Below are 22,865 nucleotides of genomic sequence, written 5' to 3'. Positions count from 1 at the left end.
TGAAGGGCGTTGTCAATCAATCGGCTGTACCGCATCACCAAGCCGCACCCGCCCGGGCCGAACAACCTCGGCACACCACCCGCCATGCCCACGCACGGCAGAATAGCCCCCCTTGCCCAGCGCCTCCTCCATCCGGCTGCAAGGGGCGCAGATGACTGTGAACCGCAAAACAGCCTCCCCCACCTGAACCTCGCGCTCTTTTAGGGCCGCCAGATTGATCCCCGACACCACCAAATTGCGCCGCAGTATTTCAGGCGCAACCGGCCCCTGCCCCAGATAAGACCCAATCGCCGCTAAATGCTCCTGCTGGATCAGCGTCACGGCCCGTTTGCCTGCACGGCTTCGGTCGCCATCGAGACCGTCGGCCGAAATCATCGCAGTTTCAACCAACTGCAACTCATCTCGTCGTGCAGGCCGCAATCCGATCCATTCGACACAACCCGACTGCGCCCAGTCGGAAATCAAGGCCTTCAAATCCGCCATTGCCAGTCTTCCCGCTTTATCCCTGTCCGAGCTACAGGCACCGATCGCGCCATACAAGAGCGGCAGTACCAACGCCTGCCGCTCTTAAGATCAGATCAACATTCCGGGGTCAGTGCGAATGCTTACCCTCCGGTTGAAGATACAAGCCCGGCGCGGGATGATCCAAGTCATGCGGATCCTGACCTTCGGCCGGAATTTCCACCCAATTGTGGCTGCCGTTGGCACATTCCTGAATGGTCGGGAAAAACAGCATCTGCTCTGCCGCAAGCGATCCATCCAGCTTGGCCCGGAATACAAACTCATCGTAATGATCATTCGACAATTCGCCGGTCCAGATAATCTCTTGCACACCCGATGTCAGGGTCGTGCCATAGTAGTCGTAGCTGTTGGCATAATCACCCGCGACGGTTTCGAGCTTCCAGCCGGGTTTGGGCATCGGCTTGACCGAAATCACACCTTCGGGGATGGCGATGCGCAGCTTTAGCGTTGCCTCGCCCTCGCAGCCATGGCCGACCCGCATCACCCCCTTGTAGAAGCTGCCCACCTGAGCTTCCTGCTGCTCCAGAGTTGCGTGCGCTTGCGCAGTCGTCCCTATTGCAGCCACGATCATCGCAGCCGATGTAAGTTTCACCAGTTTCATAAGGTATTTCCTTGTTTGACGTTCTGTTTCGTCCGGGGTCAACCCGGATTGAAGCTTCACACCATCCAAGGGGGTCCACGCGCAAAATATGCCGTTGTTGCGCCACGTGGCACCAACTCCACCCGAACTGGAATAAGAAGCGGCACACCCTCAGGGCACAAGGACGCAAGCACGAGAGGGCCACATAAGGTGACACCACTTTCAGCTAAGGTGCAAACCGGGCACCTGCTTTGATCGCCGTTCGGTTGACCGGTTCCACAAATGTCACCGGGGGCAAAGCCAAGCAGAATCGGTTCGGAATCTGCAGATACGGGACGGGTCAGATGCAGACTTGCCAAAATGACAAAGCCCAACGCTGCGAGCAGCGCCAATCCCGTTTTAAGTCGATCCAGCGTCGTCACTCTGGCTTGCCAGTTCATATTTATCTTCCGCGACCGCTTAGTACCCCAGCCAGCTCAACGCAACGCCTTTTGAAAACAGCGCGTCGTATCAGGCAATCAAAATCAAACCCGCGATGCGATCCTGATTGCCCCTGCGCCCACGTTTCGCTATCACACCGCCCAACCCAATTTCCCCGACCCAGAGGACACACCATGGCCGCCTATCAATATGTCTACCACATGCAGGGTGTCTCCAAGACCTATCCCGGTGGCAAGAAGTGCTTTGAAAACATCCACCTGAGCTTCCTGCCCGGCGTGAAAATCGGTGTCGTCGGCGTCAACGGTGCTGGTAAATCGACGCTGATGAAGATCATGGCCGGTCTCGACAAAGACTTCACGGGTGAGGCTTGGGCGGCCGAAGGTGCCAAGGTCGGTTATCTGCCGCAGGAGCCGAAACTGGACGAAACCCTCAGCGTGCGCGAAAACGTCATGCTGGGCGTAGCCGAGAAAAAGGCGATCCTCGACCGCTATAACGAATTGGCGATGAACTACTCAGACGAAACCGCGGATGAGATGGCCAAGCTGCAGGACGAGATCGACAGCCAGAACCTCTGGGATCTCGACAGCCAGATCGACGTCAGCATGGAGGCCCTGCGCTGCCCGCCGGATGATGCCAATATCGCCAACCTCTCAGGCGGTGAAAAACGCCGTGTCGCGCTGTGCAAATTGCTGCTCGAAGCGCCCGACATGCTGCTGCTCGACGAGCCGACCAACCACCTGGATGCCGAAACAATCGCCTGGCTGCAACAGCATCTGATCGACTATAAGGGCACCATCCTGATCGTCACTCACGACCGCTATTTCCTCGACAGCATCACCGGCTGGATCCTTGAACTCGACCGTGGCCGTGGCCTGCCTTACGAGGGCAACTATTCCGCGTGGCTGGAACAAAAGGCCAAACGGCTGGAGCAGGAAGCCCGCGAGGACAAATCCAAGCAAAAGACTCTGCAGCGCGAGTTGGACTGGATGCGTCAAGGCCAGAAGGCCCGTCAGGCCAAATCCAAAGCCCGGATCAACGCCTATAACGATCTGGCGGAACAGTCCGAGCGCGAAAAGCTGACCCGCGCCCAGATCGTCATCCCCAACGGCCAGCGCCTTGGTGGCAAGGTGATCGAGGTCGAAGGCCTGTCGAAACATATGGGTGACAAGCAACTGATCGAGAACCTCGACTTTACCCTGCCCCCCGGCGGAATTGTCGGCGTCATCGGGCCCAACGGCGCCGGTAAATCGACCCTGTTCAAGATGCTCACCGGTCAGGAACAGCCCGACCGCGGCACCATCTCGCTGGGCGACACGGTCGAGCTGTCCTATGTCGATCAGTCCCGCGACGACCTGAAGGACAACGACACCGTATGGGAGGCGATCACCGGCGGCGCCGAGATCATCCAACTGGGTGACGCACAGGTCAATTCCCGCGCCTATTGCTCCTCCTTCAACTTCAAGGGCGGCGACCAGCAGAAAAAGGTCTCGCTGCTGTCAGGGGGCGAGCGCAACCGAGTCCACATGGCCCGCCTACTGAAAGAGGGCGGCAACGTCCTGCTGCTCGATGAACCGACCAACGATTTGGACGTCGAAACCCTGCGCGCGCTGGAAGACGCGCTGGTCGATTTCGCCGGCTGCGCCGTGGTCATCAGCCACGACCGCTTCTTCCTCGACCGGATCTGCACGCATATTCTGGCGTTTGAGGGTGATGCCCATGTCGAATGGTTCGAGGGCAACTTCGAGGATTACGAAGAGGACAAGAAACGCCGTCTGGGACCAGACGCGCTGGAGCCGAAGCGGTTGAAGCATAAGAAGTTTGCGCGATGAGACGGAAGCTCAAAAGACGGTTGGAAAAATGGCAACGTAGCGCGCTGAAAATCAGCGCGCCGCTGCGCAAGCGCATCCGGCAAATGTACAAGACAGATTACTGTGTGATCGTCGCAAGCAATGGCCGGTCGGGCAGCACCATGACCTACCATGCGCTGCGCGATGCACTGGAAAGGCTGGACCCAAACCTCTCGGGTCAGGCCAGTTTCGTGTCTCGGTTGGACGACGCCACCTTCCAGGCGCCGTTTCTTTACAAGACGCATGATTTTCCGCAGGTTTTGTCAAACTGGTCAAAAGATACCCGAGTCGTCTTTTGCTTTGGCTCGACAAAGGACTCTACCTTTTCAGTCTACACAGCGATGGAAGGCTATGGCCCTGAGTGGATAAAAAAGCACTTCTACAATCTGCATGCGACGGGCACATATGACGAGCTTTTCGAACGGGATGTGCTGCAACAGGCACGGCAGATCAAGGAATGGGTCACTTATGACGACATCCCGGTATTGTGCGTTCACTACGATGCGTTGTGGGAATATCAGGACGAAATCTCTGAATTTACCGGATTGAAATTTGTACCGGCTCCGCGGCGTGAACGGGCTGAAAAAGATATTCCGGAAGATCTGCGAAAGGCCGCGAGCCAAATCTACGATCCGATTGACGAAGTGATTTCCCAGCTTCCCAGATGTTTTGTGGCCTCGCCAGAAATGAACGAGATCGTGGGCAAATTGCCGCTCGCAAAGTGATCCTCGGACGGTCTGGCGCGTGACGTTCTTCCGGGCGTTCGTGGATCCAAAAAATTCAGTCTAACCACATACATTGTATAGATTGTTTCAGGATATTCTGATGCGTAGATTCTGATGCCTGGCGCTAGTTTCAGCCGTTCAGGATTGCAAATCCGGCTTGTCACATCTCGTCTGAACTGGCATAATCAGAGTGCTTACGTTTTTCTATTTCGACCCACTGTCTCCTTCTACGGCGTTCAGTCTATCGATACAGACGACGACGCCAGGCTGCCGCAACTCCGTGGGCAGCACCAGATAAGGAGAACACGGATATGCCTTCAGGCACCGTAAAATGGTTCAACACCACCAAAGGCTACGGCTTTATTGCACCCGAAGATGGCGGCAAAGACATCTTTGTTCACATTTCGGCCGTCGAACGCTCGGGCCTGACCGGTCTGGCCGACAACCAGAAAGTCACATACGAGCTGCGCTCGGGTCGTGACGGTCGCGAAAGCGCCGACGACATCCAGCTGGCGTAAGCCGCTGTAAGGGCAGGGTTTTCCTCTGCCCTTTTCTATTTGCGCCTGATCGACCACCTGTAAAAGTGTGTCCCGGCGATTACATCACAATTCAGTTACTCTTCCCCGACGATTGACCGGATCGGATATCATCCGGACACTATGGTCATGATTTTTCTGTTGTATTGAAGAGAGCTGATATGTTGACACGCCGTACATTCCTGACTGCAACAGCAGCAGCAAGCCTTGTTTCGACCGCCGCGTCGGCAAAGAAAGCCGTCGAATACGACCCCACTCCTCAATTTGTTCGAATCAAAAAGCAATTCCTGCCAGGCCAGCTTCTGGTGGTTCCACGCTCGTTCTATCTGTACTTCGTAACAGAACCTCGCAAGGCAATCCGTTACGGGTGCGGGGTGGGCAAAGCCGGGCTGGAGTTCACCGGAACAGCGACCATAGACGTCAAAAAGGAGTGGCCCACCTGGCGCCCCACCAATGAAATGATCGAGCGTGAGCCAATTACATATGCTCGTTTCAAGGATAACGACTATGTGCAGCCTGGCGGTGACGGCAATCCGTTAGGTGCACGGGCGCTTTATCTGTTCCAGAACGGCGTTGACACTTATTTCCGAATTCACGGGACCACTCAGCCGCAGACCATAGGCCGTGCGGCCTCGAACGGATGTATACGCATGCTGAACACGCATGTCATCGACCTGTACCAGCGGGTGCCGATTGGAACAGTTGTGACGGTCGTCTGATCAATCTTCTGCTGATTTCACAAGTTCCAAAACCTTTGGTCCAAGGTCTTCAACGATGAGGGCCACACCACTGGCGTTGGGATGGATGCCATCTGCCTGCATGTGTTCCCGTACTTCTTCGGGGTTTCCTGCCGCAGTCAAACCTGTGAAAAAACTTGGCGCATATCCAGTCTGATATCGATCCGCCAGATCGGGGTAGATCGCATCAAATGCGGCTTTGTAATCTGGGCCGTAATTCCCCGGCGCCTGCATCCCGACCAACAACACGGCGACCTCAGCGCCATCTGCTGCTTTCAGGATCGTCTCAAGATTTGCGCGTGCAACTGCCGGATCAAGCCCTCGCAACAGATCGTTCCCGCCCAATGCGACGATCATCCCATCCACGTCGGGCGTCAGTGTCCAGTCCACACGTGCCGCCCCTCCGGCGGTGGTGTCCCCGGATACACCCGCATTGATCAGGCGCACATCCGCTCCGTGATCTTTCAACCAACGATCCAGCTGCGGAACAAATCCGTCTTGCTCGGGCAGGCCGTACCCTTGAGTCAAAGAATCCCCGAGAGCTGCAATCACTACGGTTTCTGCTGTGGCCGCAAAGCCGCAACACGTGATAAGCACCGGCATCAAAGCCTTGCGCAACATCTCAACTGCTCCATATCCCATTTGATTACCTCGGTTCGGACCAACCCATGATCGCAACTGTTCTATCGCTTGAAAATGCCGCTTTATCGCTGGATGGCAATGCCGGTCAGGTAGATATCCTGCACGACATCACGCTTTCCGTACACAAGGGCGAGACACTGGGTCTGATTGGGCCGTCCGGGTCAGGAAAATCGTCGTTACTAATGCTGATGGGCGGGCTGGAACAGGCGACGGGCGGCCAGGTAACCGCACTCGGGCAAAGTCTGACCCGCATGAACGAAGACGAGCTCGCGCGATTCCGACGCAACAGCATGGGCGTTGTATTTCAGAATTTCCACCTGATCCCCACGATGACTGCCCTTGAGAACGTGGCCACACCGCTGGAGTTGGCCGGTCACAAAGATGCCTTTCAACGGGCCGAAGCCGAATTGGAGTCCGTAGGGCTGACGCATCGACGCGACCATTATCCGGCGCAGCTCTCCGGAGGAGAGCAGCAGCGCGTCGCGCTCGCCCGTGCCTCTGCCCCGCGACCACAGATCCTGCTGGCGGATGAGCCTACCGGCAATCTGGACGAAACAAACGGAGCCGCCATCATTGACCTGCTGCTTGGCCTGCGCGACAGGCATGGTGCTACTTTGGTTCTGGTGACCCATAGCCACAGCCTTGCGCGCAGATGTGACCGTGTTGTTCGGCTGCGCGATGGAAGGATTGCCGATGACACAAGGCAAGAGGCTGCCGAATGAGCCTGCGGATGGCCGGGCGGCTGGCGCGGCGGGAACTGCGCGGAGGTCTGCGCGGTTTTCGGGTGTTTCTGGCTTGTCTTGCACTTGGGGTCGCTGCCATTGCCGCTGTGGGTTCGGTCCGCCACGCCATCCAAACCGGACTGACGCAAGAAGGCGCGGCTCTGCTGGGCGGGGATGCACAGCTGGAATTCACCTATCGCTTTGCGGATGAGGCTGAGCGTGCATGGATGAACGACGCGGCCTTAGCCATCTCCGAAATCGTCGATTTTCGGTCAATGGCAGTCGCGCAGCAGAATAGTGACCCACAGCGGGCGCTTACGCAGGTCAAATCCGTTGACGACTCCTATCCATTGTTGGGCAAGCCAATACTAGAGCCTCAGATGCCCCTGCGTGACGCCTTTACAGGCCAGCAAGGGGCGCCCGGTGCCGTAATGGCTCCTGCTCTGATCGACCGGCTTCAGCTATCGGTTGGGGATCGGTTTTCACTTGGAACTCAGGAATTTGTCCTGATGGCAGCCCTGATCCACGAACCGGACGGGGCGGCAGACGGGTTTGGATTGGGTCCGCGCACGCTGATCCGCACACAGGACTTGCTGAATTCCGGATTATTGGCACCGGGTACTCTGTTTTCCACCAAATACCGTCTGGATCTGCCGCCGGGGTCTGATCTTACAGCTCTTTCGGCGCAGGCAAGCGAAGCCCTTGAAGGCAGCGGAATGCGGTGGACCGATGCACGGAACGGTGCCCCTGGCATTTCAGAATTTGTTGCCCGGCTCAGCGCTTTTCTGGTTCTGGTTGGACTATCCGGGCTGGCTGTTGGCGGCATCGGCGTATCTGCAGCGGTGCGTGCCTATCTGGCGCAAAAGACTGAAACCATTGCTACCTTGCGTACTTTGGGTGCCGATCGGGCGACCGTGTTTCAGACTTATCTGATCCAGATCGGTATTCTCTCTGGCATCGGCATTTTTCTGGGCATCATATTGGGTGGATCGGTGCCTCTGCTGCTTGCGCCGCTGGTCGAAACTCGCCTGCCTGTGCCCGCAGTGTTCTCGTTCTATCCGCAGCCTCTGGCTGAAGCCGCGCTTTACGGCGTGCTCACCGCCTTTTTATTCACACTCTGGCCCCTTGCCCGTACTGAAGAAGTCCGCGCAGCGACCCTGTTTCGCGATGCGCTGTCTTCGGCGCGCTTCCTGCCCCGTGCAAAATACATCCTAGCGACAGGCATCGGGCTTGCGGCGCTGATCGGCGCAGCTGCCTTTTTCAGCGGATCGGCGCGCCTGACCCTTTGGACCAGCGGCGGGTTGGCCGGAGCGTTGGTTCTGCTTTCGGTGGCGGCGCTGGCAATCCGCAAACTGGCACGCTTGACCACAAAACCCGCCCGAGGGAATCCGCCCCTGCGATGGGCCCTGTCAGCCATTTCCGACCCACGCGAAGGAGCCGCATCGGTTGTCCTGTCGCTGGGGCTGGGCCTGTCGGTTCTGGCCGCAGTCGGGCAGATCGACGGCACGCTGCGAAACGCGATTTCAGGAAACCTGCCCGATGTCGCCCCTTCTTATTTCTTCGTCGATATCCAGAAAGAGCAGATGCCTGGCTTTACCGAACGGCTGGAAAACGACCCTGCCGTAAGCCGGATCCAAAGCGCGCCCATGCTGCGCGGGATCATCACGCAGATTAACGGGCAGCCCGCGATTGAGGTCGCCGGGGACCACTGGGTACTGGAAGGCGACCGCGGGGTCACCTATTCCGACGCCCCGCCCTCGAACGCACGGGTCACCGCCGGGGAATGGTGGTCCGAAGACTATTCCGGAACGCCTCAGGTCAGCTTTGCCGCTGAAGAGGCCGAAGAGATGGGCCTGAAGCTGGGTGACCAACTGACCATCAACATATTGGGGCGCGACATCACCGCAGAGCTCACCTCGTTGCGCGAGGTGGATTTCTCGACCGCCGGGATGGGTTTCATCATGTCCATGAACCCGTCGGCCCTGGCCGGCGCACCGCATAGCTTCATTGCCACCGTCTATGCCGAAGAGCAGGCCGAAGCCGCGATCCTTCGTGATCTGGCGGGTAAATTCCCCAATATCACCGCAATCCGTGTCCGCGATGCGATTGACCGGGTCTCGGGTCTGCTGGCCGGGTTGGCCGCTGCGACGTCTTATGGGGCTGGTGTATCGCTGCTAACCGGCTTTCTGGTCCTGATCGGCGCCGCGGCAGCGGGTGAACCAGCCCGGCGGTACGAGGCCGCAGTCCTGAAGACCATCGGTGCCGACCGACGGCGCATATTGATCAGCTTTGCCCTTCGGGCTGTTCTGCTGGGGTCTGCCGCTGGAATTGTAGCCCTGATGGTGGGCATCCTCGGCGGCTGGGCGGTTGCGACATATATTTTCGACACCAGCTTTGACGTCATCTGGCCATCTGCCATCGGCATCGTATTGGCCGGGATCATCGTCACGCTGGGCGCGGGGTTGATCTTTGCCCTGAAACCCCTTGCCGTTCGCCCGGCGCGCATCTTGCGCGCCAGCGACTGAGTTTATCGGACGCAGGCGACGGGCTGCAAAATCGTCAGCAGATTTGCATTGTCACACACCAGCGAATCCAGCGTGATTTCGTCCAGCGAGGCATAAAAAACCTCGGCCGCGTCCCGCAGCGCAAGGCGCAGCCGGCAGGCGTTGGTGAGCGGGCATGTATTGTCGGCATCCGCAAAGCACTCGGCAATCGGCAAGTCGCCCTCGATATGTCGAAAAACCGAACCGATCCGTATCTGATCAGCAGATCTAGCGAGTACCATACCACCATTGCGACCGCGATGAGTGCTCAGATAATCTAACTGGCTGAGTTGGTTGATCACCTGCGCCAAGTGGTTTTCCGAGATATTGCAGGTCTTTGCGATCTCGGATTTGGTCACCAACCTGTCTGGATTTGCTGCACAATACATCAGTAGGCGCACAGCAATATTTGTCCGCTTGGTTATCCGCATGTTTGCCTCCCTAAGTTCAACATGCTGCCTTATTGCATGTTGGGCAAAAAAGCGGTTTGACATACATCAATTCCCGGTCAGAAGTGATCCCGCATGGCAGACCCCTATTTCTTTGGCTACGGCAGCCTCGTGAACCTCGCGACCCACGATTTCCCCGACCCGCATCCCGCGCAGTTGAAGGGATGGCGGCGGGCCTGGCGGCATACCGATTTGCGCCCGGTCGCTTTCCTGACTGCCATTCCGGATCCCACTTCTGAAATCGACGGCATGATTGCCCATGTCCCGGGCAATGACTGGGACGCGCTGGATCAACGTGAGTGGGCCTACGACCGCGTTCCAGCGACTAAGGCCGTCACCCATTCTCTGCCACACGAGGTTGAGATCGCTGTTTATGCGGTACCTGATGACCGTCAATCCGCGGCCAGCCGGCGCCACCCCCTGCTGATGAGCTATATCGACGTGGTTGTGCAAGGCTATTTGCGTGCGTTCGGGTCCGAGGGCGCCGATCGCTTTTTTGCCACCACTGATGGCTGGGACGCCCCGATCCTGAATGACCGGGCAGAGCCGCGGTATCCGCGCCACCAGGCATTGAAACCGGATGAGACTTGTTTTGTGGATGATCGGCTGAAGCGAATAGCAGCCCAGATCGTACAGACCTTATAGAAAAAAGGCGCGGCCAGCAGACCACGCCTTATCACAATCTAAGGCACTAAGATCAGCCGCGCGCGCGGATCACCTGCAGAAGGGGCAACAGTGTTGCCATCTCGGGGCCGCGCTCCATCCCTGTCAGTGCCTTGCGTAAAGGCATGAACAGACTCTTGCCCTTGCGGCCTGTCGCGTCTTTCACCGCGCTGGTCCACTGCCCCCATGTCTCGCCGTCGAACGGGCCTTCTGGCAACAACGCCACGGCCTCGGTGATGAACTCTCGGTCTTCATCGGCAATCAGAGGTTCGGCACCGTTACGGCACAGCTCCCACCACCCTCTCAGGTCTGCCAGAGTGGTGATGTTCTCGCGGGCCATGGCCCAGAACGGTTCGGCCAGTTCGGCCGGTACGCCCGCATCTGCCACAGCATCCGCAACGTCGGCCAATGACAAAGATTGCAGGTGTTTTGCCGTCAACGGAAACAGGTCCTGAACGTCAAACTTGGTCGGTGCGGCACCAAAACGACCAATGTCAAATCCATCGATCAGCTCGGCCATCTCTGTCCGCAACTCAACCGGGTCGGATGAGCCCAGACGCGCCATCAAGCTGAGCAATGCTAACGGCTGTACGCCCTGCTCGCGCAGATCACGCAGAGCCAGCGTGCCCAGTCGCTTAGACAGCGCCTCGCCCTGGGGGCCGGTCAGCAGAGAATGATGTGCAAAACGCGGGCAAGTACCACCCAGCGCTTGGATGATCTGAATCTGCGTCGCGGTATTGGTCACATGGTCCGAGCCACGCACCACATCGGTCACACCCATTTCGGTATCATCGACCACCGACGCAATCGTGTACAGAACCTGACCGTCGCCCCGGATCAGTACCGGATCCGACACCGAGGATGCATCAATCGAGATATCGCCTAGAATGCCGTCGGTCCACTCGATCCGTTCATGATCCAGCCTAAAGCGCCAGACACCGTTGCCACGTTCGGCCCGCAGCGCGTCTTTCTCGGCGTCGTTAAGATTCAATGCTGCGCGGTCATAAACCGGCGGCTTGCCCATGTTCAGTTGTTTCTTGCGCTTGAGGTCCAGCTCGGTCGGGGTTTCGAAGGCTTCATAGAACCGGCCCATCTCGCGCAGCTTGTCGGCTGCCTCGGCATAGCGGTCCAGACGCTCGGACTGTCGTTCGACCCGGTCCCAATGCAGGCCCAACCACTCGAGGTCCTGCTTGATGGCATCGACATATTCTTCTTTCGATCGCTCGGGGTCTGTGTCGTCGATACGCAGGATGAAGGTGCCGCCAGCCTTGCGGGCAATCAGGTAGTTCATCAGAGCTGTGCGCAGGTTGCCCACATGGATGTAACCGGTGGGTGACGGGGCGAAACGGGTGGTTGTCATAGGAGTCTCCTGTTGGCGCGGCTCTTCTCACAGGATGGGCAAATTGTCCAGCCACCGCACCGGTTCACGCCAACGTCAGGTGGCAATCCTCGGGCGATACCCTATCTTCAAAGTGCTGGCACACACAGGGAGATCTCAAAATGACCGTTACACTAACTCGTAGGGCCGCACTGGGCGCGGCGGCAGCATTGCCTTTTGCATCAGCTGCTACCCCAATCCTGGCTGCAGCAAGCGATACCAAAGCGAATTCAACCATCGCGAAATCGTTCCAGCTGGGCGATTTCACCGTAACAACTCTGTTGGATGGCAGCCTGCCGCGCGATGGCGCCAAAGAGATTTTCGGCGGCGGTGCCACGGATGAGGAATTTGCAAACGTATCGGCCCAGAATTTTATTCCTGCCGATAAAGCCCAGTTCTTTTTCACACCAACGCTGGTCAATACCGGATCTGAACTTGTGCTGTTTGATACTGGCCTTGGGCAAGGCGGCATTCAGGCGGCATTGGCAGATGCAGGCGTGAACCCGGATCAAATCGACGTCGTTGTCATCACCCATATGCACCCTGACCATATTGGCGGCATGACCACAAATGACGCGCCGACTTTCCCGAACGCGCGCTATGTCACCGCATCGACCGAATATGACTTTTGGGCCGCTCAGGATTCTGGCAATCGGGTTGGTGATCTAGTCGCCGCGAAAGTTACTCCGTTGGCCGAAAAGATGACCTTTGTCGGGGATAATGGCGAAGTTCTTTCCGGAATAACGGCCGTTTCAGCGCACGGGCATACACCCGGACACACAGTCTTTCATCTGGAAAGCAATGGCCAACGCCTGGTTCTAACGGCCGATCTGGCCAATCACTATGTGTGGTCTTTTGCTCGTCCCGAGTGGGAGGTAAAGTTCGACATGGACAAAGTCGCAGCCACCGCTTCACGCCGCAATGTGCTGGGGATGCTGGCGGCAGACAAAGTTCCGATGATCGGATATCACATGCCCTTCCCCGCAGCCGGTTACGTCGAGGCGCGCGGCGATGGGTTCCGATTTGTCCCGGTCAGCTATCAGATGATGGGTTAACGTCTAATACCCCAGGTCCGGCCGGATTTTCGACCCGTCCACAAAGCGGGACAGGCGGAAAACGGCCGGATTAACACAGGGGACATTGCCCGAGACCAGATCAGCCATCAGCCGCCCGGCACCGGGCCCGATCCCGAACCCATGACCCGAGAAACCCGTAGCGATGAACAGGCCGGGCCTGTGGTCCACGTGCGAGATGATCGGGATCGCATCCGGCGTTACATCAATCATCCCTGCCCAACTCTGAACGATTTCAGCCTGCTTTAGCGCGGGAATACCACTGATTGCGCTTTTCCAAGCCCGCCGCAACGCCCGGCGCGATGGTTCGGGATCCAGAGTGCGGCAAAGTTCGAACGGTGTCACATCCGTGGGCAACCACCTCCGATCCTGTCGCGCCTCCTCGGCCCACCGCTTCGACACCCGAAACCGCAGCGACCGCCACTCCTGGCGAAACGCAGGAAGAAATTGCCACGCCAGACGAAGGCTATCCGGCACGATATCAACGGTGTTTTCGTGCCCGGACGCAATCGTATACCCTCCGTCGTCCCGCTTGCGTATTGCAAAATCGTCCGACCACAAGGCAGCCTCAGGACCGGAAACCGGAGAGGTTCGGAATACGGTGTTCAGCACCTTCAGTTGTGGAAAATCAACTCCGGCATTCCCTGCAAACAAGCGCGACCACGCTCCGCCCGCCAGTACGACATTGCCGCAGGCCACGCGACCGCGTTCTGTGAAGACACCGACGACACGGTCCGCCTCTGTATCCAGACTGCGCACTGCACAGTTGGTCATCAACAGAGCCCCCCGGTCACGTGCAGCTTCGGCGATTGCGGGTGCAGCCCATTGCGGTTCCGCTCTACCGTCTTGCGGCATAAACAATGCGCAATTCAACCCCGTCCGATGGTCTGGCATTAGTTCCGCCAACAGAGCCCCGGACACCATCCTTGCACCAGTATTCAACCCCTCCACATGGCGAAGCCAGCGTTCAAGATTGCCCTGTTCCCGCTTGCCAGAGGCGCCGAACAGGATACCGGCCTGTGTGAAACCTGTCTTGCGCCCGGTGCGTTGATCGAGCTGCGCCCAGATACGCTGTGATTCCTGCATCAGCGGGATTTCCCGAGGATCGCGCATACCCAAACGCACCCATCCCCAGTTCCGTGAACTCTGCTCGGAGGCAATTTGTCCCTTTTCGCACAGAAGGACAGACATTCCCCGCTCTGACAGTTCGAGGGCGGTTGATGCCCCAATAATTCCTCCACCAATGACAACAACATCAACGGCTTTTGGCAGCTTTAGATCGGGTTCAACAGCATTAGGCTTGGGGCCAGGCATCAACCGCTCATAATTCATTGCACGGACCGCAATGAAGGCGCGGGATCACGACAGACGCAACAGAAGAAACTTTGCGTCAATGACTATTGCGCAGGCCTGTGACCATTCGGCCAACGTGGCAAGCCAGCGCATCTAATTCAGGATTTTGAAAACTTCAGGCCGCGCCGCACAATTCAGCCAGTTTCTGACGCAAAGAGGTAGCGATACCGCCTTCCGGCACCTCGGCTTCTGTTTCCAGAAACTGCGCGCCGGGGCCCACCGTCGTGGATTCCTCTTTGGGCACCTCTTCATTCAACAAATTGGCAATGGCAGCATCTACCTTTGCCTCATCCAGAGACCGACCTTCGGATTGCATAGACCGCCATTTTGGCGGTGAATGAAGCGGTTTATCGTATTCATCGTACATAATGGCACCAAATCGTTAACTCAGACATCCAATTTCGGACGCGTCGCTAAAGACCGAAGGGAAAGCTCATTAACACCTATTTCCCACAATGCGTCGCATCCGCCCCACATGGGGCAACAATCAAGCTAAAATGTGGCAAAAAAAAGACCGGGTATCAAGGGGGGCTCGGAAACGCCCAAGAGAATCTAAGCCACTGCACTCAAAAATAAAAACAGTTCCAGAAGCAAGCGGTTATTACCCATAAAATGGAAACAGTTTTCGCGTCAAAATGGTGATTCCTGTAAGGCGTCAGGTCCTGTCGCGCCAACGATTCACGATAGGATACCTGCGATCCAGCCAGAATGCCCGCTTGGTCAAACGTGTCCCCGGGGCGGACTGAAACCGTTTATATTCGCTGATATAGACCAAATGTTCGATCCGGCGCGCAACGGCTTCTTCGAACCCGGCGGCCACGCAATCCGCGATCGACCCATCCTGATCAACCAATATATCCAGAATGGCGTCCAGAACCGGATAATCCGGCAGGCTGTCACTGTCCTTCTGGTCTTCGCGCAACTCGGCACTAGGAGGTTTGTCGATGACCGAGGGTCGGATGACTTCACCCTCAGGGCCTTTCATCCAGCCGCGATGATTGGCATTGCGCCAGCGGCAGGTCTCGAACACGCGGATTTTGTACAGGTCTTTGATCGGATTATAACCACCGTTCATATCCCCATAGATCGTGGCATATCCAACGGCGACTTCGGATTTGTTGCCTGTGGTCAGCAGCATCTCGCCGAACTTGTTCGACAGGGCCATCAGCAACAGCCCCCGCAGGCGGGACTGGATGTTTTCTTCGGTCAGATCTTCGTCTCGCCCGGCAAACAATGGGGCAAGCGTATCCGTGATCGCCGCGCGCCCCTGTGCAATAGGGACGAAATCATAGTGAACACCCAACGACTTAGCCACCGCTTCGGCATCATCCAAAGAATCCTGGCTGGTATATTCCGACGGCAACATCACGCAGCGAACATTTTCAGCGCCAATCGCATCCACCGCTATTGCCGCGACAAGGGCTGAATCAACGCCGCCAGAGAGACCCAGAACACCCTTTTTGAACCCGGTTTTGGCCATGTAATCACGCAGAGACTGGACCATCGCGCGATAGTCCTGCTCCCACGCATCTGGCTGCGGCACAATCTCGTCCGGAATTATGCGCCAACCTGCATCGCCGCGTTCAAGATCCACATGCGCTATCGCTTCGTCGAACACAGGCATTCGGAATGCCAGTTCTCCGCCTGGATTCAACCCGAAGGTCGCCCCGTCAAAGACCTGATCGTCCTGCCCTCCGACCATGTTCAGGTAAATCAGCGGCAATCCGGTCTCAACCACGCGCGCCACCATATGGTTCAGGCGCACATCATATTTGTTTCGGAAATAAGGCGAGCCGTTGGGGATCAGCAGAAACTCGGCTCCTGTCTCCTCCAGCGTCTCGGCAACATCCGGATGCCAGCTGTCCTCGCAGATTGGGCTGCCGATCCGAGAGTTGCCAATCGAATAGGGACCGCCCAGCGGGCCGGAATCATACAGGCGCACTTCGTCAAAGACTGTCTCATTCGGCAGGTGATGTTTCAGCACTTTACTGCTGATCCTGCCGTTCTTGAGGATGAGATAGGCGTTATACAGCCGGTCATCTTCGAACCACGGCCCACCGATCGCAATCGCAGGTCCATCGGCGCAACGTTCCGCAAGCGCCTCAACAGCTTTCATTGCGGCTTTGTAGAACGCGGGCTTGATCACAAGGTCCTGCGTATTATAGCCGGTGATGAACATCTCGGGGAAAGCAACAAGTTGGGCACCGGCCTCACGCGCCTGCTCCCACGCAGAAAAAGCCTTGGCCGCATTGCCTTCCAAATCCCCGACAATGGGATTGAGTTGCGCCAGAGTGATACGGAAACGGTCGGCCATACTGCCCTCTTGCCCTCGTCTGTCCTATTGCCATTTACCAGATCGCACCGCGAGTGAAAGACCAATAAGGCAAAAGCCGTTGCCCTGCCTGCGTCGGTATCCTAGTTTTGCGCAAAAGCACGATGCTCGCGCAGACAGGACCAAACATGAACGTTTTTCGCACTTCAATCGCCGCAGTTGCATTGACCCTGTCAGCGCTGACCGCCTTCGCGCAGAACGATCAGGTAGTCGTGGCCGATGACGAAGTGGGCGGCGTATACGAAGGCACGTTCCTAAATGGCCTGCGGCACGGAACCGGCACCTACCAGTTGCCGGATGGTTTCGAATACGAAGGCGAATGGATCGAAGGCGAAATTCAGGGCCAGGGTATTGCGCGCTATGCTAACGGGTCGATCTATCAGGGCGCCTTTGCCAACGGTCAACCCGAAGGGTTCGGAACGATCGTCTATGCTGATGGTGGCAGCTATGAAGGGGAATGGGCCGATGGCTCGTTCAACGGCCAAGGAGTCGCCGTCTATGCCAACGGAGCGAAATACGAAGGTGGGTTCAAGAATGCCAGGCACCACGGCCAAGGCACTCTGACCGACCCGACCGGAGAGGTGTACGAGGGCGACTGGGTTGACGGGGTCAAGCAGGGCAAAGGCAAGATCACCTCAGCCAAAGGCAACGTGTATGAGGGCGACATCAAAGACGGCAAGCGTCATGGCACAGGCAGCCTGACGCGGCCGGAAGGTATGAGTTATACGGGTGACTGGTCCGAAAATCGCATGACCGGAAAAGGCCGTCTACTGCAAGCCAATGGCGATTTGTATGAAGGCGATTTTTTTGATGGGCGCCGACAGGGCAAAGGCAAGGCAACCTATGCCAGTGGCGCCATCTACGAAGGTGACTATCACGATGATCGCCGCCACGGCAAAGGCCGTTTTCTGGGCACGGATGGGTTCGACTATACCGGTGAGTGGAAAGACGGCCAGATTGAGGGCCTCGGAGAGCTGACCTATCCTGACGGTTCGACCTATGTCGGTGATTTCAGTGCAGACCTGCCCCATGGCAAAGGAATGCACACCTATCCTGATGGCCTGATTTACGACGGCGACTGGATCGCCGGCGTCTTCGAGGGTCAGGGCAAGGCCACTTACCCGAACGGCGCCATCTACGATGGGCAGTTCAAGAACGGTCTGAACCACGGCACCGGTGTTCTGACATTTGCAAACGGGTACAAATATGAAGGCGATTGGGTCGACGGTGCGCGCCAGGGCGAGGGCACAGCCAGCTTCCCGGACGGAACGACATACAAGGGCGATTTCAAAGATGGGCAGCGCCACGGGCAAGGATCGATAACCACACCGCGCGGCTTCACCTATACAGGCGGTTGGGTCGAGGGGAAGATCAGCGGCACCGGAACCGCCACCTATGCGACTGGTGACGTGTACGAAGGTGGGTTTTTGGACAACAAACGCCACGGTGACGGCACGATGCGCTATGCTGACGGCAAAGAAGAAACCGGCGTCTGGGAAAACGGTGTTCTGCCGGGTGAAAACACCAGCGAGCCGCAGGAGAGTGCTCCGGCAGACGACAGCGCGACAACGGCAACCAGCCCTGCCTCTGACGGTTAGCGGGTCTCACCACGGCACAGGTTTTCCAGCCCAGTCGAAGAACCCGCCCGTGTCTGCGGGCACAAGCGCCCTGGCGACGCTCAGCAGGTTTCGCGCGGCTTCATCCGATTCAACGGTCGGGTGTCGCCCAACATATTTGCGCGTGAATTCTGTACGCACTGTGCCCGGATGCAGAGCCACACAGATCGCCTGTTTGTGGGTGCGGGCCAGCTCAATCGCGGATGTGCGCACAATCTGATTGGCCGCAGCTTTTGAGGCCCGATAGCTGATCCATCCCCCCAGCTGATTATCTCCGATTGATCCGACGCGGGCGGACAACACCGCCACGACAGATCGCCTACCCCGTGGTAGCAGCCGCGCAGCGTGTGACAGCACAAGGGCCGGACCAACCGCATTCAGGGCAAACTGGTCCATCATTGCCTGCGCTGAAATTGATCTGATGGACTTCTCCGGCTGTGCACCATTGATTTCCAAAGCACCCGTCGCAATGAAGATCATGTCAAACGGGCATTGCAATGCTTCCAGAGCCGGGCCGACAGCTTCGACATTCGTGAGGTCGAAACCATCTGCAGAACGCGACAAGGTGGTTACGTCTACGGATTGCATGGTCAACAGCCTTTGCAGCGCGGCACCGATACCACCCGAGGCACCTATGATGAGAGCTTTCTCCATTCCGGATCAACTAGCGGTCTTCACTCGGCAATCAACCGTCACGGTTCGTGCAGGTTTTGACGTCTGCATGAAATTCCTACTTTTCATTCCCCGCATGCGCTGTATAAGCTCAACCCCATGATCAACCGCGCAGATATCCTTGTTGCCGACACCGCCCCCTGCGGTGCGTCTCTGCGTGGCCTACTGATCCTAATCCGCCTCTGAGCGTGCCACCCGGCGCGCCCGCTCAGAGGAGGACGCCCGCGCGCCATAGGCTTTAGGACAGAAGAAGAAAGAGAATCCCATGACCAATGTGACCGACCAAGACCGCGTCTTGATCTTTGACACCACTTTGCGCGACGGCGAGCAGAGCCCCGGCGCGACCATGACCCATGCCGAAAAGCTGGAAATCGCGGAACTGCTGGACGAGATGGGTGTCGACATCATCGAGGCCGGTTTCCCGATCGCATCAGAAGGCGACTTCAAAGCCGTCAGCGAGATTGCCGAGCGATCACAAAACAGCCGCATCTGTGGGTTGGCCCGTGCGAATTTCGCTGATATCGACCGCTGCTGGGAGGCGATCAAACACGCTGGCAAGAACCGCATCCACACTTTCATCGGCACCTCGCCGCTGCACCGTGCCATTCCGAACCTGACCATGGACGAGATGGCCGACAAGATCCACGAAACCGTCAGCCACGCCCGCAACCTGTGCGAAAATGTACAGTGGTCGCCGATGGATGCGACCCGGACCGAGTGGGATTATCTGTGCCGTGTGATCGAGATCGCGATCAAGGCCGGTGCCACGACGATCAACATACCCGACACTGTCGGTTACACGGCACCTGTCGAATCCGCTGACCTGATCAAGCGCCTGATCGAAACGGTTCCGGGCGCGGATGAGGTGGTGTTTGCCACCCATTGCCACAACGATCTTGGCATGGCGACGGCGAACTCTCTGGCGGCTGTCGCTGGTGGTGCGCGTCAAATCGAATGCACCATCAATGGCCTTGGCGAGCGTGCGGGCAATACTGCGCTGGAAGAAGTTGTGATGGCGCTGCGCACCCGCAATGACATCATGCCGTGGCACACTGGCATTGATACCACCAAGATCATGCATATTTCGCGCCGGGTTGCGACGGTTGCGGGCTTCCCGGTTCAGTTCAACAAAGCCATTGTCGGCAAGAATGCCTTTGCGCATGAAAGCGGAATCCATCAGGACGGCATGCTGAAGAACCGAGAGAATTTCGAGATCATGCGCCCTGAAGATATCGGCCTGTCGGGCACCTCTTTGCCGCTTGGCAAACACTCGGGCCGGGCTGCGTTGCGCGATAAGCTGGAAACGCTGGGCTTTGAGGTCGGTGACAATCAGCTCAAGGACATCTTCGTGCGGTTCAAGGATCTGGCCGACCGCAAGAAAGAGGTTTTTGACGACGACCTGATCGCGTTGATGAGCCAGGATGATGAGGCCGACGATCACCTGCAGTTGGTTTCGATGAAAGTCACCTGCGGCACCGGCGGTCAGGCGGAATCGACGGTCGAGCTGGAAGTGGATGGCAAGGACATTGTCGCGACCGAACATGGCGACGGTCCAGTCGATGCCACCTTTAAAGCCATTCGCCGAATCTATCCCAACACCGCCCGCCTGCAACTGTATCAGGTCCATGCTGTTACCGAGGGTACTGATGCGCAGGCAACCGTATCGGTTCGGCTGGAAGAGGACGGCATGATCGCCACCGGTCAGTCAGCGAATACCGATACGGTCGTGGCATCCGCCAAGGCCTATATCCACGCACTGAACCGCCTGATCATGCGCCGTGAAAAGGCCGGGCCAGGTGCAGACACGCGTGAAATCAGCTATAAGGACCTGACCTGACAGCCGGATGACACTCCCAAGGGCTCCTGCACCCGCGGGTGCCCGGCTACGCCGGACGCCCTTGCGGCTTTGGGCCCGGCAGCGCGCCTGCGGCGCGCTGCCGGGCCCAACACGTTTGATGGCATCTTTAGATGCTGGCAAATGGGGCGGGAGAACCCTGTGGTCCGAAATCAGACTGGCGTCACAGCCCTTTGAACAGCTCTGACAGACGGTCCATTTCATCTTGGATGCCAAAGGGCGCGTTCAGCAGGAACATCCCTGATCCGACCATTCGATGACCTTCCCGCGCAGGTGCAAACCGGACTTCATGACAGATCGCCTTGGGAAAGCCCTGCGCCTTCAACGTGGCAACCATCGGGGCCTGACGTTGATCGGTCAGGATCGGATACCACAGCGCGATGACGCCCACATTCCATTTACGATGCAGTTTTGAGATCACGCCCGGTAGCCGGTCATAATCCGCCTTCACCTCATAGCTGGGATCAATCAACAGCATCCCGCGCCGCGGCGTTGGTGGCAGCAAAGACTGCGCCAGCTCATACCCGTCCTGTTTGTACTCCTTAGCCCCAAAGGGGGACATGGTCATCGACAATGCCGCGTATTCCTGCGGGTGCAGCTCTGCGAAATGCAGACTGTCCTGATCCCTCAGCAGGTTGGCCGCGATCAGCGGTGAACCGGCATAGCTGTTTTCTCCGTGCCGTTCATGGACCTTGGCCAACGCCAGAGACAAAGGATGATCAGATGGAAACCACCCTTCGCGCTGCGCTCGCTTGATACCTACGGCTGCCTCGCCTGTGCGCACGGCTTCTGCTGCGTCTAGCTGGTACAGGCCACGCCCGGAATGGGTTTCCAGATAGGTTATCGGCTTATCTTTTCGCGTCAGATAGTCCAGTACCCATGCCAAAAGAGCGTGCTTTTGAACATCAGCCAGATTCCCGGCGTGGTAAATGTGTTGATAAGAGAGCATGTTGCCTTCTAAAGTCCCTCTCAATAAGGCGGAAAGGTGCTGAGTTACGCGGAATCAGCCCTTTTACCGGGCGAGATGGCACCCTATAAGACATCCGTCCCGGAACCGTCGAGTCGCGGGCAGTAGAAATTCTGACGAACGGGATCAGTACAACATGGGCATCTTTGGCAATCTGGGCGGCTTGTTCTCAGCGGACATGGCGATCGACCTTGGAACAGCAAATACGCTTGTTTATGTCAAAGGGCGCGGTGTGATCCTGTCGGAACCTTCAGTTGTGGCTTACCACGTCAAGGATGGGGTTAAGAAAGTCCTCGCCGTCGGTGAGGATGCCAAGCTGATGCTGGGCCGAACCCCTGGTTCGATCGAAGCGATCCGCCCCATGCGCGAAGGCGTGATTGCGGATTTCGACACCGCTGAAGAAATGATCAAGCACTTTATTCGTAAGGTGCATAAACGCTCCACATTCTCAAAGCCCAAAATCATTGTCTGCGTCCCCCATGGTGCTACGCCTGTTGAAAAACGGGCCATTCGCCAATCGGTTATGTCCGCAGGCGCTCGCCGGGCGGGCCTGATCGCCGAACCCATCGCTGCGGCTATTGGTGCAGGAATGCCCATCACTGACCCGACCGGCAACATGGTCGTGGATATCGGCGGCGGCACCACCGAGGTTGCCGTTCTGTCGCTGGGCGACATTGTCTATGCCCGTTCGGTCCGCGTTGGCGGAGACCGAATGGATGAGGCGATTATCTCATACTTGCGCCGCCAGCAGAACCTGTTGGTGGGTGAATCCACCGCCGAACGGATCAAGACCACCATCGGAACCGCCCGTATGCCTGATGACGGACGTGGCCAGTCGATGCATATCCGTGGCCGCGATCTGTTGAATGGCGTGCCCAAAGAAATCGAGATCAGCCAGGCGCAGGTCGCCGAGGCCCTGTCGGAACCGGTTCAGGCAATCTGCGAAGCCGTTATGACCGCACTTGAAACTACGCCGCCTGATCTGGCCGCAGATATCGTGGACCGCGGCGTGATGCTGACCGGTGGCGGTGCGCTGCTGGGCGATCTGGATCTGGCACTGCGCGAACAGACAGGTCTGGCCGTGTCGATTGCGGATGAAAGCCTGAACTGTGTGGCTTTGGGCACCGGCAAGGCACTGGAATACGAAAAACAGCTGCGCCACGCGATTGACTACGAAAGCTAAGGCGCGCACCCTCTAAAGGGTACATTCGG

21 protein-coding genes are annotated in these 22,865 nt (G+C 57.7%); 11 read left to right on the top strand and 10 right to left on the bottom strand.

Features of this window, described 5'->3' with window-relative positions:
• Window positions 1-12: 12 nt before the first annotated feature.
• Window positions 13-483, bottom strand: coding sequence for an MOSC domain-containing protein (locus AC2FLG_RS11500; protein WP_496706263.1), 471 nt, complete (start codon window positions 481-483; stop codon window positions 13-15).
• Between the two features lie 109 nt (window positions 484-592).
• Window positions 593-1,123 (bottom strand): YcnI family copper-binding membrane protein, encoded by a 531-nt coding sequence (locus AC2FLG_RS11495; RefSeq protein ID WP_496700828.1) that lies wholly within the window; start codon window positions 1,121-1,123, stop codon window positions 593-595.
• Between the two features lie 593 nt (window positions 1,124-1,716).
• Here AC2FLG_RS11495 and ettA point away from each other — a divergent pair.
• From ettA to AC2FLG_RS11475, 4 genes are all read left to right on the top strand, one after another.
• Window positions 1,717-3,372 (top strand): energy-dependent translational throttle protein EttA, encoded by a 1,656-nt coding sequence (gene ettA / locus AC2FLG_RS11490; RefSeq protein ID WP_496706261.1) that lies wholly within the window; start codon window positions 1,717-1,719, stop codon window positions 3,370-3,372.
• Window positions 3,369-4,115 carry a hypothetical protein gene (locus AC2FLG_RS11485; protein ID WP_142635632.1) on the top strand — a complete coding sequence of 249 codons (747 nt, stop codon included), beginning with the start codon at window positions 3,369-3,371 and terminating at the stop codon, window positions 4,113-4,115. Before ettA ends, AC2FLG_RS11485 begins: the two co-directional genes overlap by 4 nt.
• Before the next feature lie 311 nt (window positions 4,116-4,426).
• Window positions 4,427-4,633, top strand: a complete 207-nt coding sequence (locus AC2FLG_RS11480; RefSeq protein ID WP_142635630.1) for a cold-shock protein — start codon at window positions 4,427-4,429, stop codon at window positions 4,631-4,633.
• 179 nt (window positions 4,634-4,812) lie between these two features.
• Entirely contained in the window at window positions 4,813-5,370 is a 558-nt protein-coding gene (locus AC2FLG_RS11475) for a L,D-transpeptidase (RefSeq protein WP_142635628.1), read from the top strand.
• Here AC2FLG_RS11475 and AC2FLG_RS11470 read toward each other — a convergent pair whose 3' ends face one another.
• A complete protein-coding gene (locus tag AC2FLG_RS11470; protein ID WP_425595584.1) occupies window positions 5,371-6,030 on the bottom strand; it encodes an arylesterase in 660 nt (219 codons plus the stop codon).
• 26 nt (window positions 6,031-6,056) lie between these two features.
• Between AC2FLG_RS11470 and AC2FLG_RS11465 the strand changes: the two genes are divergently transcribed.
• Complete coding sequence (locus AC2FLG_RS11465; RefSeq protein WP_496706259.1) at window positions 6,057-6,752, top strand: ABC transporter ATP-binding protein; 696 nt, start codon at window positions 6,057-6,059, stop codon at window positions 6,750-6,752.
• Window positions 6,749-9,277, top strand: a complete 2,529-nt coding sequence (locus AC2FLG_RS11460) for an ABC transporter permease (protein ID WP_496706257.1) — start codon at window positions 6,749-6,751, stop codon at window positions 9,275-9,277. Before AC2FLG_RS11465 ends, AC2FLG_RS11460 begins: the two co-directional genes overlap by 4 nt.
• Before the next feature lie 2 nt (window positions 9,278-9,279).
• On the opposite strand, the gene AC2FLG_RS11455 is transcribed toward AC2FLG_RS11460, so the two are convergent.
• Entirely contained in the window at window positions 9,280-9,726 is a 447-nt protein-coding gene (locus tag AC2FLG_RS11455) for an RrF2 family transcriptional regulator (protein WP_496691756.1), read from the bottom strand.
• A 93-nt stretch (window positions 9,727-9,819) separates the two neighbouring features.
• Here AC2FLG_RS11455 and AC2FLG_RS11450 point away from each other — a divergent pair, with 93 nt between their 5' ends.
• Entirely contained in the window at window positions 9,820-10,389 is a 570-nt protein-coding gene (locus AC2FLG_RS11450; RefSeq protein WP_271948342.1) for a gamma-glutamylcyclotransferase family protein, read from the top strand.
• A gap of 52 nt (window positions 10,390-10,441) precedes the next feature.
• On the opposite strand, the gene gltX is transcribed toward AC2FLG_RS11450, so the two are convergent.
• On the bottom strand, window positions 10,442-11,767 hold the full coding sequence (gene gltX, locus AC2FLG_RS11445; RefSeq protein WP_496706256.1) for a glutamate--tRNA ligase: 1,326 nt from the start codon (window positions 11,765-11,767) through the stop codon (window positions 10,442-10,444).
• Between the two features lie 140 nt (window positions 11,768-11,907).
• Between gltX and AC2FLG_RS11440 the strand changes: the two genes are divergently transcribed.
• Window positions 11,908-12,840, top strand: a complete 933-nt coding sequence (locus AC2FLG_RS11440) for an MBL fold metallo-hydrolase (protein ID WP_496706254.1) — start codon at window positions 11,908-11,910, stop codon at window positions 12,838-12,840.
• Between the two features lie 3 nt (window positions 12,841-12,843).
• Here AC2FLG_RS11440 and AC2FLG_RS11435 read toward each other — a convergent pair whose 3' ends face one another.
• The 3 genes from AC2FLG_RS11435 to AC2FLG_RS11425 form a co-directional block, all read right to left on the bottom strand.
• Window positions 12,844-14,172 carry an NAD(P)/FAD-dependent oxidoreductase gene (locus AC2FLG_RS11435; RefSeq protein ID WP_496706253.1) on the bottom strand — a complete coding sequence of 443 codons (1,329 nt, stop codon included), beginning with the start codon at window positions 14,170-14,172 and terminating at the stop codon, window positions 12,844-12,846.
• Window positions 14,173-14,326: 154 nt separating this feature from the next.
• Entirely contained in the window at window positions 14,327-14,578 is a 252-nt protein-coding gene (locus AC2FLG_RS11430; RefSeq protein ID WP_496691760.1) for a hypothetical protein, read from the bottom strand.
• Window positions 14,579-14,866: 288 nt separating this feature from the next.
• Window positions 14,867-16,525 carry an NAD+ synthase gene (locus tag AC2FLG_RS11425; RefSeq protein WP_496706251.1) on the bottom strand — a complete coding sequence of 553 codons (1,659 nt, stop codon included), beginning with the start codon at window positions 16,523-16,525 and terminating at the stop codon, window positions 14,867-14,869.
• A gap of 146 nt (window positions 16,526-16,671) precedes the next feature.
• Here AC2FLG_RS11425 and AC2FLG_RS11420 point away from each other — a divergent pair, with 146 nt between their 5' ends.
• Window positions 16,672-18,141: an MORN repeat-containing protein gene (locus tag AC2FLG_RS11420; protein ID WP_496706250.1), complete on the top strand. Its 1,470-nt coding sequence runs from the start codon at window positions 16,672-16,674 to the stop codon at window positions 18,139-18,141.
• A 6-nt stretch (window positions 18,142-18,147) separates the two neighbouring features.
• On the opposite strand, the gene AC2FLG_RS11415 is transcribed toward AC2FLG_RS11420, so the two are convergent.
• Window positions 18,148-18,813: an SDR family NAD(P)-dependent oxidoreductase gene (locus tag AC2FLG_RS11415; RefSeq protein ID WP_496691762.1), complete on the bottom strand. Its 666-nt coding sequence runs from the start codon at window positions 18,811-18,813 to the stop codon at window positions 18,148-18,150.
• A gap of 283 nt (window positions 18,814-19,096) precedes the next feature.
• Between AC2FLG_RS11415 and AC2FLG_RS11410 the strand changes: the two genes are divergently transcribed.
• Window positions 19,097-20,668 (top strand): 2-isopropylmalate synthase, encoded by a 1,572-nt coding sequence (locus tag AC2FLG_RS11410; RefSeq protein ID WP_496676505.1) that lies wholly within the window; start codon window positions 19,097-19,099, stop codon window positions 20,666-20,668.
• Window positions 20,669-20,849: 181 nt separating this feature from the next.
• On the opposite strand, the gene rlmJ is transcribed toward AC2FLG_RS11410, so the two are convergent.
• Entirely contained in the window at window positions 20,850-21,635 is a 786-nt protein-coding gene (rlmJ, locus tag AC2FLG_RS11405; protein WP_496706248.1) for a 23S rRNA (adenine(2030)-N(6))-methyltransferase RlmJ, read from the bottom strand.
• Between the two features lie 154 nt (window positions 21,636-21,789).
• Here rlmJ and AC2FLG_RS11400 point away from each other — a divergent pair, with 154 nt between their 5' ends.
• Window positions 21,790-22,836, top strand: a complete 1,047-nt coding sequence (locus AC2FLG_RS11400; protein ID WP_142635599.1) for a rod shape-determining protein — start codon at window positions 21,790-21,792, stop codon at window positions 22,834-22,836.
• Window positions 22,837-22,865: the final 29 nt, after the last annotated feature.

The organism is Ruegeria sp. CDSA193, assembly GCF_059611885.1.
This window is presented reverse-complemented; position numbering and strand designations above follow the sequence as displayed.

Coding starts and splice junctions, on each gene's coding strand:
- AC2FLG_RS11500 (WP_496706263.1), bottom strand. CDS start 483: ATGGCGGATTTGAAGGCCTTGATTTCCGACTGGGCGCAGTCGGGTTGT.
- AC2FLG_RS11495 (WP_496700828.1), bottom strand. CDS start 1,123: ATGAAACTGGTGAAACTTACATCGGCTGCGATGATCGTGGCTGCAATA.
- ettA (WP_496706261.1), top strand. CDS start 1,717: ATGGCCGCCTATCAATATGTCTACCACATGCAGGGTGTCTCCAAGACC.
- AC2FLG_RS11485 (WP_142635632.1), top strand. CDS start 3,369: ATGAGACGGAAGCTCAAAAGACGGTTGGAAAAATGGCAACGTAGCGCG.
- AC2FLG_RS11480 (WP_142635630.1), top strand. CDS start 4,427: ATGCCTTCAGGCACCGTAAAATGGTTCAACACCACCAAAGGCTACGGC.
- AC2FLG_RS11475 (WP_142635628.1), top strand. CDS start 4,813: ATGTTGACACGCCGTACATTCCTGACTGCAACAGCAGCAGCAAGCCTT.
- AC2FLG_RS11470 (WP_425595584.1), bottom strand. CDS start 6,030: ATGGGATATGGAGCAGTTGAGATGTTGCGCAAGGCTTTGATGCCGGTG.
- AC2FLG_RS11465 (WP_496706259.1), top strand. CDS start 6,057: ATGATCGCAACTGTTCTATCGCTTGAAAATGCCGCTTTATCGCTGGAT.
- AC2FLG_RS11460 (WP_496706257.1), top strand. CDS start 6,749: ATGAGCCTGCGGATGGCCGGGCGGCTGGCGCGGCGGGAACTGCGCGGA.
- AC2FLG_RS11455 (WP_496691756.1), bottom strand. CDS start 9,726: ATGCGGATAACCAAGCGGACAAATATTGCTGTGCGCCTACTGATGTAT.
- AC2FLG_RS11450 (WP_271948342.1), top strand. CDS start 9,820: ATGGCAGACCCCTATTTCTTTGGCTACGGCAGCCTCGTGAACCTCGCG.
- gltX (WP_496706256.1), bottom strand. CDS start 11,767: ATGACAACCACCCGTTTCGCCCCGTCACCCACCGGTTACATCCATGTG.
- AC2FLG_RS11440 (WP_496706254.1), top strand. CDS start 11,908: ATGACCGTTACACTAACTCGTAGGGCCGCACTGGGCGCGGCGGCAGCA.
- AC2FLG_RS11435 (WP_496706253.1), bottom strand. CDS start 14,172: ATGCCTGGCCCCAAGCCTAATGCTGTTGAACCCGATCTAAAGCTGCCA.
- AC2FLG_RS11430 (WP_496691760.1), bottom strand. CDS start 14,578: ATGTACGATGAATACGATAAACCGCTTCATTCACCGCCAAAATGGCGG.
- AC2FLG_RS11425 (WP_496706251.1), bottom strand. CDS start 16,525: ATGGCCGACCGTTTCCGTATCACTCTGGCGCAACTCAATCCCATTGTC.
- AC2FLG_RS11420 (WP_496706250.1), top strand. CDS start 16,672: ATGAACGTTTTTCGCACTTCAATCGCCGCAGTTGCATTGACCCTGTCA.
- AC2FLG_RS11415 (WP_496691762.1), bottom strand. CDS start 18,813: ATGGAGAAAGCTCTCATCATAGGTGCCTCGGGTGGTATCGGTGCCGCG.
- AC2FLG_RS11410 (WP_496676505.1), top strand. CDS start 19,097: ATGACCAATGTGACCGACCAAGACCGCGTCTTGATCTTTGACACCACT.
- rlmJ (WP_496706248.1), bottom strand. CDS start 21,635: ATGCTCTCTTATCAACACATTTACCACGCCGGGAATCTGGCTGATGTT.
- AC2FLG_RS11400 (WP_142635599.1), top strand. CDS start 21,790: ATGGGCATCTTTGGCAATCTGGGCGGCTTGTTCTCAGCGGACATGGCG.